The organism is Mesobacillus subterraneus (assembly GCF_003937825.1).
GTDB lineage: Bacteria > Bacillota > Bacilli > Bacillales > Cytobacillaceae > Mesobacillus > Mesobacillus subterraneus.
In genome coordinates this window covers 63,194-73,285 of the sequence record NZ_RSFW01000027.1, presented here as the reverse complement: position 1 = coordinate 73,285, position 10,092 = coordinate 63,194, and the positions used below count along the sequence as shown (strand labels likewise).

The 10,092-nt window shown below is 47.0% G+C and carries 9 protein-coding genes, 1 tRNA gene and 1 other annotated feature; all 10 genes read left to right on the top strand.

The window, feature by feature from the left end; translation table 11 throughout:
• Positions 1 to 424 precede the first annotated feature (424 nt).
• Entirely contained in the window at positions 425 to 1,495 is a 1,071-nt protein-coding gene (locus EJA10_RS20505; protein ID WP_125481902.1) for a GerMN domain-containing protein, read from the top strand.
• 128 nt (positions 1,496 to 1,623) lie between these two features.
• Positions 1,624 to 2,379, top strand: a complete 756-nt coding sequence (gene rph, locus EJA10_RS20500) for a ribonuclease PH (protein ID WP_125481901.1) — start codon at positions 1,624 to 1,626, stop codon at positions 2,377 to 2,379.
• A gap of 15 nt (positions 2,380 to 2,394) precedes the next feature.
• Entirely contained in the window at positions 2,395 to 2,985 is a 591-nt protein-coding gene (locus EJA10_RS20495) for an XTP/dITP diphosphatase (protein ID WP_125481900.1), read from the top strand.
• Between the two features lie 5 nt (positions 2,986 to 2,990).
• Positions 2,991 to 3,515 carry a metallophosphoesterase gene (locus tag EJA10_RS20490; RefSeq protein WP_125481899.1) on the top strand — a complete coding sequence of 175 codons (525 nt, stop codon included), beginning with the start codon at positions 2,991 to 2,993 and terminating at the stop codon, positions 3,513 to 3,515.
• Between the two features lie 119 nt (positions 3,516 to 3,634).
• Positions 3,635 to 3,711 (top strand) — tRNA-Arg (locus EJA10_RS20485).
• Between the two features lie 327 nt (positions 3,712 to 4,038).
• Positions 4,039 to 4,941, top strand: coding sequence for a branched-chain-amino-acid transaminase (gene ilvE / locus EJA10_RS20480; RefSeq protein ID WP_125481904.1), 903 nt, complete (start codon positions 4,039 to 4,041; stop codon positions 4,939 to 4,941).
• A 9-nt stretch (positions 4,942 to 4,950) separates the two neighbouring features.
• Positions 4,951 to 5,203 (top strand) — a binding site (T-box leader).
• Between the two features lie 71 nt (positions 5,204 to 5,274).
• A complete protein-coding gene (ilvB, locus tag EJA10_RS20470; RefSeq protein ID WP_125481897.1) occupies positions 5,275 to 6,984 on the top strand; it encodes an acetolactate synthase large subunit in 1,710 nt (569 codons plus the stop codon).
• Entirely contained in the window at positions 6,981 to 7,496 is a 516-nt protein-coding gene (ilvN, locus tag EJA10_RS20465; RefSeq protein ID WP_125481896.1) for an acetolactate synthase small subunit, read from the top strand. Before ilvB ends, ilvN begins: the two co-directional genes overlap by 4 nt.
• A 29-nt stretch (positions 7,497 to 7,525) precedes the next feature.
• A complete protein-coding gene (ilvC, locus tag EJA10_RS20460; RefSeq protein WP_125481895.1) occupies positions 7,526 to 8,548 on the top strand; it encodes a ketol-acid reductoisomerase in 1,023 nt (340 codons plus the stop codon).
• A complete protein-coding gene (locus EJA10_RS20455) occupies positions 8,535 to 10,073 on the top strand; it encodes a 2-isopropylmalate synthase (protein WP_125481894.1) in 1,539 nt (512 codons plus the stop codon). The genes ilvC and EJA10_RS20455 overlap by 14 nt, the downstream gene beginning before the upstream one ends.
• Positions 10,074 to 10,092 lie beyond the last annotated feature (19 nt).

Genomic DNA, 10,092 nt, shown 5'->3' with positions numbered 1-10,092 from the left:
TATGACTTCGGACAAAATGATCGGCGGAGGCGCTCAAAATGTCCGAAGATGGTATGACTTCGGACAAAATGATCGGCGGAGGCGCTCAAAATGTCCGAAGATGGTATGACTTTGGACAAAATGATTGGCGGAGGCGCTCAAAATGTCAGAAGATGATATGACTTCGGACAAAATGATTGGCGGAGGCGCTCAAAATGTCCGACCTCGCCACGATTCAAACAACTCCGCCTGCTTAACTCAATAAACAGCCTTCAAATTAAGCGTCCACTCTACCAGAAGATCCCTCAGTTCACGGTCTCCTGATCATAAGTCCAACAAAAATACTACTCTTCCATTCCATTTCTCAAAAATCTTTTCAAAGGCGGTCTAAAAAAGCCAAAGGCTCGTATACATGTTAGTACAAACTGTCTTTGGAGGGATTTATATGTCAAAAAATAAAAAGGCTGTGGTCGTTACAGCTGCTACATTGGCAACTACGGTATTCCTGTCAGGCTGCGGACTTTTCGGGGGCGAGGAGAAGAAGAAGATTGATCCGCCTCAGGATGTCACGTTCATGGAAGATGGGGAGAAGCTGGACGAGAATGTTACGACCGATGTTGATCAGGATGGGAAGGAAGCAGTTGAGGCTTCTGTCCAGACAGAACTGTATTTGATTGATAAGAACGGCTATGTAGTCTCTCAAACGATGGCTCTTCCTAAAACGGAGAGTGTTGCCAAGCAGGCGCTTGAACATCTTGTGGCGAACGGACCAGTACAGGAGATGCTTCCTAACGGCTTCCGGGCCGTCCTTCCAGCTGATACACAGGTGACAGTGAACATTAAAGACGGCACAGCTACGGTTGATTTTTCAAAGGAATTCGCTACCTACCAGAAAGAGGATGAGAAGCGCATTCTCCAGGCTGTGACATGGACGCTTACGCAATTCGATACGATTGACAATGTGAAGCTTCAGATGAACGGCACGCCACTTGAGGCAATGCCAGTGAACGGTACACCGATTGGCGAAGAATTGAGCCGTGCGGACGGCATTAACGTCGATCATACAGATGTCGTCGATATCACGAATACAAAAGCAGTTACGGTTTACTATATTGGCGGCGAAGAGGGAGAATATTACTATGTTCCAGTGACGCGCCGTGTCAGCAATGAATTCAAGGACAACATCACGGCTATCGTCAATGAGCTTGTTGAGGGTCCTGCCTATGCTTCCAACCTGATTTCGGATTTCCAATCAGACGTGAAACTGCTTGATACGCCGAAGATCGAGGATGGAAAGGTTACGCTGAACTTTAACGAATCCATCTACGGAAGCTTTGAGGAAAAGATGGTCTCCGAGCACCTGTTGAATTCGCTTGTACTGTCGCTGACTGAACAGCCAGGAGTCGAAAGTGTCGCTTTGACAGTAAAAGGTGAGGCGGATGTCCTGACAGAAAAGGGCGATAAGCTTTCCGAGCCGGTCACAAGACCTGAAAAAGTGAACACAGGTAGTTTTTAATAGCGAGATTTTGTTATACTAAATAATGACATGTAAAGAGGCAGGCATTCAGCTGCCTCTTATTTATTGTGACATGCAGGCAGGTCAGATGAATCAATCTGCCTTTCTCATGCTAAGGAGGAAAAAACATGCGATTTGATGGGCGAGAACCTTTACAATTAAGACCGATACATATTGAAACTGATTATTTAAAGCATCCTGAAGGCTCTGTGCTGATTTCTGTAGGAGATACGAAGGTGATCTGCACAGCCAGTATAGAGGACCGGGTTCCTCCGTTCATGCGCGGAGAAGGAAAGGGATGGATCACAGCCGAGTACTCGATGCTTCCTCGTGCAACAGAACAGCGGAATATCAGGGAAGCGGCCAAAGGCAAAATTACCGGCAGAACGATGGAAATTCAGCGTCTGATCGGCAGGGCCTTAAGAGCTGTCGTCAATCTCGAGGCGATTGGCGAGCGTACAGTATGGGTAGATTGCGACGTCATCCAGGCAGATGGGGGAACACGCACGGCTTCAATTACTGGTGCATTTGTGGCAATGGCAATGGCACTTGAAAAGCTAAGCAAGCAGAAAAAGCTTTCGGATTATCCAGTAACAGATTTCCTTGCTGCGACAAGCGTCGGAATATTGAAATCCGGTGAGGCTGTAGTAGATTTAAATTATGTGGAGGATTCAGCTGCACATGTCGATATGAATGTCGTGATGACGGGAAATGGGGAATTTGTGGAGCTGCAGGGAACGGGAGAGGAAGCGACTTTTTCCTATAGCCAGCTGCAAGAGCTGTTAAAGGCTGCACAGGATGGAATTTCTGAGCTATTTGAGAAACAAAAGGAAGCCCTGGGTGAAGAACTGGCAGCCAAAATCGATGGTGCAAAAAAGAGATAGGGAGAGATCTCAAAGATGGATACGGTGATTATCGCAACGAAAAATAGAGGCAAAGCGAAGGAATTCGAAAAGCTTTTTTTGCCTAAAGGTCTTACGGTGAAAACACTGCTTGATTTTCCGGAACTTGAAGACGTTGAGGAGACCGGTACAACTTTTGAGGAAAATGCCATCCTAAAGGCGGAGGCGATTTCAAAAGTTTTGGGTGTTCGTGTGATCGCGGATGATTCAGGGCTGGAAGTTGATGCCCTTGAAGGCCGGCCTGGAGTCTATTCGGCACGTTACGCAGGTCCTGAAAAAAATGATGAAAACAATATCGACAAAGTTCTTGAAGAGCTGCAGCATGTGCCAGAAAGCAAGAAAACTGCAAGATTTTGCTGTGCTCTGGCAATGGCTGAGCCTGGAAAAGATACGTTGACAGTCTTCGGCACATGCGAAGGCAGAATCCTGAATGAGCGCAGAGGAACGAACGGCTTTGGCTACGATCCGATTTTCTTTGTGGATGCAGAAAGCAAAACAATGGCAGAGTTATCTTCAGAAGAAAAAAACTCAATCAGCCATCGTGCGAATGCTATCCTAAAACTAGAGCAGGCACTCAAGGATCGGTGAAAGCGATGAAAAGAGTGCTGATTGTCGGTGACAGCCACGGTTCAACCGAAATGCTTGAGAAAATATATGGGCTGCATGGGAAAGATATGGATTTGATGATTCATTGCGGCGATTCAGAACTAAAGGAAAATGATGAAGCAATCAAACATTTTAAGTCAGTCAAAGGGAATTGCGATTTCTATGGGGATTTCCCTGATGTCGATCTTCATGTTGTAGATGGAGTTAAGATTTTAGTGACACATGGACATTTATACTCTGTGAAGTCTACCCTTGTCAACTTATACTATAAGGCTAAAGAACTGCAGGCAGATGTTGTTTGCTTTGGGCATTCACATGTTTTGGGGGCAGAGATGGTCGATGATGTATTATTCATCAATCCGGGCAGCATCCGGCTTCCTCGTGGAAGAAGCGAGAGGACCTATGTCATCCTTGAACTGGACAATGGAAATGCGACACTGAAGGTCTATGACTACGATGCTGGTGAAATCACAGGACTGAAGCAGGAGTTTTCACTTCACAAAAACAATTGAAACCACTATAATATTTTTCTGAGGGCAGGTTATGCCTCCCTCAGAAAAAGTTTTTGTTTTTCTATTGACATATAGTTATTTGGCTAATATAATAAATCTTGTCTTTAAAAAACAAACATGTCCCAGTAGCTCAGTTGGATAGAGCATACGCCTTCTAAGCGTACGGTCGGGAGTTCGAATCTCTCCTGGGACGCCATTAGACTACATACCTTAACTCACCTTATCGCAAGGTGAGTTTTTTTTGTGTGTTTTAAATCCAAAATAGAAAAAAATTTTATTTTTTATAAATGTGAATATATCAACAATGTAAGCGGATTCAAATTGCTTAACAAATCTAAATTATCAAATAATTTAAAAAAAGACTGTTGACGAGGCGAAAAATTGGGCGTAAGATAATCCTCAAATAAAAAAACAAGTCTTGCAGACACAGTTTTATATCAATAATCGCATTGTGTAAAATTGTATTTTTTTAAACCTTAATTTTATTCAATTAAAGCGTCTAATCATTAAAGGAGTGTTGATGGTGCCCGATCAGTGGATCTACTTAAATGGCGAATTTGTCACCAAGGAAAATGCTAAAGTTTCGGTATATGATCATGGATTTTTATACGGAGACGGTATTTTTGAAGGAATTCGGGTATACAGCGGCAATATTTTCAGGATGGAAGAGCATATGGACCGGCTGTACCGTTCCGCTAAATCCATCATGCTCAACATGCCTCACTCCAAAGAGGAGTTCACAGACCTGATTGTTGAAACGGTGGAACGAAATCAATTAAGGGATGCCTACATCCGGGTTGTCGTGTCAAGAGGAGTAGGAGATCTGGGGTTGGATCCTTATAAGTGTCAGAACTCGAATGTGGTAATCATTGTTGAGCCGCTTGCAATCTTTCCAAAGGAATTGTATGAACGGGGACTTGAAATCGTGACGGTGGCGACCAGAAGGAACAGGCCAGATGTTTTAAGTCCAAAAGTTAAGTCCCTTAATTATTTGAACAATGTCCTTGTCAGGATTGAGGCACACCTTGCCAATGTCAGTGAGGCCCTCATGCTGAATGACCAGGGATATGTTGCAGAAGGATCTGCAGATAATGTCTTCATCGTCAGGGGTAACACTTTCCTGACGCCGCCCGGATATGTAGGGGCGCTGGAAGGAATCACAAGGAATGCCGTGATCGAAATCGCCAGGGAGCTTGGATATGAGATGAAGGAGGAACCGTTTACCCGCCATGATGTTTATACAGCTGACGAAGTGTTCCTGACCGGAACAGCCGCGGAAGTGATTGCAGTTGTGAAGGTAGATGGAAGAGTCATCGGTGAGGGTGTTCCAGGAAAGCATACCCAGAACATCCTGCGAGAGTTCCGTGCAAGAGTCGTCGCTGAAGGGGTTCAGGTTTTTAAGGAGAAAGCTCATCAAGTAAGCTAATTTAATAGGGATAAAGTGAGGACAGGGACAAGTAATTCCATGCGACCAGCATGCACAGAGAGCCGGGGTGCTGAGAACCGGTGATGCCGCATGGAATGAACTCACCCTGGAGCACCAGTTTGAAAGGAATCCTAGTAAAGCTGGTCGAGTGGGTGGCACTCGTTATCAAAACCGGCAGCAAACGCTGTCACGAGCGCACGCAATTACGCGTGAAGAAGGGTGGTACCGTGGAACAGGAGACAAAGCCTATTCCATCCCTTTGCCTGGCAAACCCAGGCATATGGAGATGGAGTGGGCTTTTTATTTTTGAAAAAAATGCGGGAGGTTCGATAAATGGAAGCAGCCTTGAAGGAAACGAAGGCGAAAACGAGTGTATTAAGCGGTGCGGATTTGCTGCTTAAATCTTTGGAAAAGGAAAATGTCGAAGTCATTTTTGGATATCCAGGAGGGGCTGTCCTTCCGATTTACGACAAACTCTATGATTCGAAAATCCTTCATGTCCTGCCAAGGCATGAACAGGGAGGAATTCATGCAGCAGAAGGATATGCCAGGATCAGCGGCAAACCGGGAGTGGTGATCGCGACTTCAGGTCCCGGAGCAACCAATATCATCACCGGACTTGCAGATGCGATGATGGATTCCCTGCCGCTCGTAGTTTTCACCGGCCAGGTGGCGACGGGGGTGATCGGGACCGATGCCTTCCAGGAGGCTGACATTCTTGGCATCACTACTCCAATCACAAAATACAACTATCAAGTCCGTGATACAAAGGATATTCCCAGAGTCATCAAAGAGGCCTTTTATATTGCCACTAGCGGCAGGCCCGGCCCGGTCGTAATCGATTTCCCGAAGGACCTTGCAGCTGCGATTTCAGAAGAACCTGCTGATCAGGCTATCCATCTTCCGGGTTACCAGCCGACAACCGAGCCGAATTTTCTTCAGGTAAGAAAACTGGCCGAAGCGGTCAGCAGGGCGAAGAGGCCGGTCATACTCGCCGGTGCAGGTGTCCTTCATGCAAGGGCGGCAGGTTTTTTAAAAGAGTATGCTGAGCAGCAGTCACTGCCTGTTGTACACACATTATTGGGTCTGGGAGGATTTCCGGCCGGACATGAACTTTTCCTGGGGATGGCGGGGATGCATGGATGTTATACAGCGAATATGGCGCTCTATGAATGTGACCTTTTAATCAATATCGGAGCACGGTTCGATGACAGGCTAACCGGCAATCTGAAGCATTTTGCGCCTCATGCGGCTGTTGCTCATATCGACATCGATCCGGCTGAAATTGGCAAGAACGTCCCAACACAGATTCCGGTTGTTGGCGATGCAGGGCAAGCACTTAGGCAGCTGATCAGCCTGGGAGGCGCACTTCCAAAGCATGATGAATGGCTGGAAAAATTATCAGCCTGGAAACAAGATTTTCCTTATCATTATGAAAGCGGCTCAGCACTCAAACCTCAAAAGGTCATGGAGCTGCTGTTTGAGAAAACGTCAGGTGATGCAATCGTTGTAACCGATGTTGGCCAGCATCAGATGTGGGCCGCTCAATATTATCCATTGAACAATCCTGATCGATGGGTGACATCAGGAGGACTCGGAACCATGGGCTTCGGCCTGCCGGCAAGTATCGGAGCACAGCTTGCGGATCCGGCGTCAAGAGTCATCGCAGTCCTTGGAGACGGCGGATTCCAAATGTCAACACAGGAACTGGCGGTGATTGCAGAGTTCCAGCTCCCGGTCAAGATTGCCATTTTCAATAATAAAGCACTTGGAATGGTAAGGCAGTGGCAGGAAATCTTTTATGACGCCAGGTATTCCCACAGCAGGAATCCTGTCCAGCCTTCCTTCGTCAAATTGGCAGAAGCATACGGCATAAAAGGGTTTGAAATACGGACAGAAGCAGAGGCACATTCGATTCTGGATGAAGTGCTGAATGACAATGAACCTGTGCTGCTGGATTTCAGGGTCGATGGAGAGGAAAACGTCTATCCGATGATCGCTCCAGGAAAAGGCATTCACGAAATGGTAGGTGTGAAGAAATGAAAAGGATCATCACGATGACGGTATTGAACCGGCCTGGAGTCCTCAACAGGATTACCAATCTTTTTACGAAAAGGAATTATAATATCGAGAGCATTTCTGTCGGGCTTACAGAGCAGGAGGGAGTTTCCCGGATCACATGCGTAGTCCACGTGGAGAACGACGGGATGGTAGAACAAATCACAAAGCAGCTGAACAAACAAATTGACGTGCTGAAAGTGGCGGATATCAGCGATCAGGCAATCGTCGCCCGTGAACTGCTCCTTCTAAAGGTGCCTGTCCTCCCTCATAATCGCCCGGAGATCTATTCGATCATCGAGCCTTTCAGGGCATCGGTCATTGATGTCAGCAAGGACAGCATTATCATCCAGTTGACAGGAGAAACAGAAAAGATCGAGGCTTTCATCGATTTGATTAAACCATATGGAATAAGAGAAATGGCGCGGACGGGGACCACAGCGTTCCCAAGAGGAAACCAGCGTGCCACCCAGCAAAAATCACTAACATTTGTATAAAAAAATTCATTTTGAAAGGGAGAGCGAACATGGCGAAAATGTACTATAACGGAGATGCAAATGAGGCTTATTTTAACGGAAAGAGAGTAGCGGTAGTAGGGTACGGTTCGCAGGGGCATGCCCATGCGCAGAATCTTCGTGACAGCGGGGTTGATGTGGTAGTCGGTTTAAGGACTGGAAAGTCTTGGGAGCAGGCGGAGCAGGACGGTTTTGAAGTGAAAGCGGTAGGCGAGGCAGTGGCTGGTTCTGATGTTGTCATGATCCTTCTGCCGGATGAAAGGCAAACTTCCGTATACAAAAACGAGATTGAGCCGAATTTGACAGACCAGGCATTGATGTTCGCTCATGGCTTCAATGTACATTTTGGTCAAATTGTTCCACCTGAAAGCTGTGATGTACTGCTTGTCGCTCCAAAGGGGCCTGGACATCTCGTCAGAAGGACCTATCAGGAAGGAGCTGGAGTTCCGGCGTTGTTCGCGATCCATCAGGATGTATCCGGTCAGGCGAGGGAACTTGCACTCGCTTATGCAAAGGCGATCGGAGCATTAAGAGCAGGAGCACTTGAAACAACCTTCAAAGAAGAAACGGAAACGGATTTATTCGGTGAACAGGCAGTCTTATGCGGCGGACTGACTTCGCTCGTGAAGGCAGGCTTTGAAACGCTTGTCGAGGCAGGGTACCAGCCAGAGCTTGCGTATTTTGAAACGATGCATGAACTGAAACTGATTGTTGATTTGATGTATGAAGGCGGTCTTGAAGGTATGCGATACTCTATTTCTGATACTGCACAGTGGGGAGATTTTGTCAGCGGGCCGAGAGTCGTCAACGATCAAGTGAAGCAGGAAATGAAGAAGGTGCTCGCAGATATCCAGGAAGGCACTTTCGCAAAAGGCTGGATTGCAGAAAACGAAAACAACAGACCTCAATTCAATGCCATCAATGAAAAAGAGAATGCCCACCAGATTGAAGAGGTGGGAAGAGAACTGCGGAAAATGATGCCGTTTGTCAACAAACAAAAGCAGAGAGAAGTGGCTGCAAGTGCGAAGAATTAAAATCTTTGATACGACATTACGGGATGGAGAACAGTCAGCCGGGGTCAATCTCAATTTTTCAGAGAAGCTGGAAATCGCAAGGCAGCTAGAGAGACTGAACGTCGACATCATCGAGGCCGGATTTCCAGCCGCTTCAAAGGGCGACTTTGCATCGGTGGCGGAAATATCCCGCCAAATCCAGGGCTGCTCGGTAACCGGGCTTGCCCGCTCGGTCGCAGGTGATATCGATGCAGCCTGGGACGCGTTAAGATTCGGTGCCGAACCAAGGCTGCACTTATTCATTGCGACCTCTCCGATCCACAGAAAATTTAAGCTGAAGCAGACAAAGAATGAAGTGATCGAAACGGCAGTAAGGACAGTGAAATATGCGGCGGCAAGATTTCCTGTCATCCAGTGGTCAGCAGAAGATGCCTGCCGGACAGAGCTGGATTTCCTGGCAGAGATCGTTGAAGAAGTCATCAAGGCAGGGGCCAAAGTCATTAATATTCCTGATACGGTTGGATATATATCACCGCAGGAATATGGGCATATTTTTCACTATTTACATGAACATGTTCCGTCCATCCATAAAGTCGAGTTATCCGCACATTGCCATGATGATCTTGGCATGTCGATCGCGAATTCGCTTGCGGCTGTATCAGCTGGTGCAGCTCAGGTAGAGGGAACGATCAATGGGATCGGCGAACGGGCTGGCAATGCCGCACTGGAGGAGTTCGCGGTTGCACTCCATATCCGCAAAGATTTTTACCAGGCCGAAACGAGGATGAACCTGAAGGAAATCAGCAGAACAAGCAGCCTTGTCAGCAAGTTGACGGGGATGGCGGTCCCGGCAAATAAAGCGGTCGTCGGGAGGAATGCCTTCGCGCATGAATCAGGAATCCATCAGGATGGGGTTTTAAAAGAGAAAACAACCTATGAAATTATTTCTCCAGAGCTTGTTGGGCTTCAGAATAATTCAATGGTACTTGGGAAGCATTCAGGCAGACACGCCTTCCGCAACCGACTGAATGAAATTGGCCTCATCGTACCTGAAGAAGAGATTAATCATTTATTCGCTGTTTTTAAAGAACTGGCAGACCGGAAAAAGGAAATGACCGACGAGGATCTTGCAGCGATCATCCTGGAGGAGAAGCTATCAAGGGAGCAGCAGTATTACCGCCTTGATTCGATCCAGGTACAATACGGAACGAACCAGGTGCCGACTGCGACAGTAACGCTCCATCGGGGCGGCAGTGAAAAAATTCAGGAGGCCTCAACCGGATCTGGAAGTATCGAAGCTTTATATAATACGCTGGAAAAATGCATGAAGGAAAGAGCTAGTTTGCTTGATTACAGAATCCAGTCCGTCGGTGCAGGCAGGGATGCTCTTGCCCAGGTTTATGTGAAGCTCGAATTCGGCGGCATTGAAACAAGCGGCAGGGGGCTTGCCCAGGACGTCCTTGAAGCGTCAGCAAAAGCTTACCTGAACGCGGTCAACAGAGTGCTGTATATAGAAGAAACGAAGAAGATGGCAGTCAATGGCTAACAAAAATCGATAAAAAACC

Coding starts and splice junctions, on each gene's coding strand:
- EJA10_RS20505 (WP_125481902.1), top strand. CDS start 425: ATGTCAAAAAATAAAAAGGCTGTGGTCGTTACAGCTGCTACATTGGCA.
- rph (WP_125481901.1), top strand. CDS start 1,624: ATGCGATTTGATGGGCGAGAACCTTTACAATTAAGACCGATACATATT.
- EJA10_RS20495 (WP_125481900.1), top strand. CDS start 2,395: ATGGATACGGTGATTATCGCAACGAAAAATAGAGGCAAAGCGAAGGAA.
- EJA10_RS20490 (WP_125481899.1), top strand. CDS start 2,991: ATGAAAAGAGTGCTGATTGTCGGTGACAGCCACGGTTCAACCGAAATG.
- ilvB (WP_125481897.1), top strand. CDS start 5,275: ATGGAAGCAGCCTTGAAGGAAACGAAGGCGAAAACGAGTGTATTAAGC.
- ilvN (WP_125481896.1), top strand. CDS start 6,981: ATGAAAAGGATCATCACGATGACGGTATTGAACCGGCCTGGAGTCCTC.
- ilvC (WP_125481895.1), top strand. CDS start 7,526: ATGGCGAAAATGTACTATAACGGAGATGCAAATGAGGCTTATTTTAAC.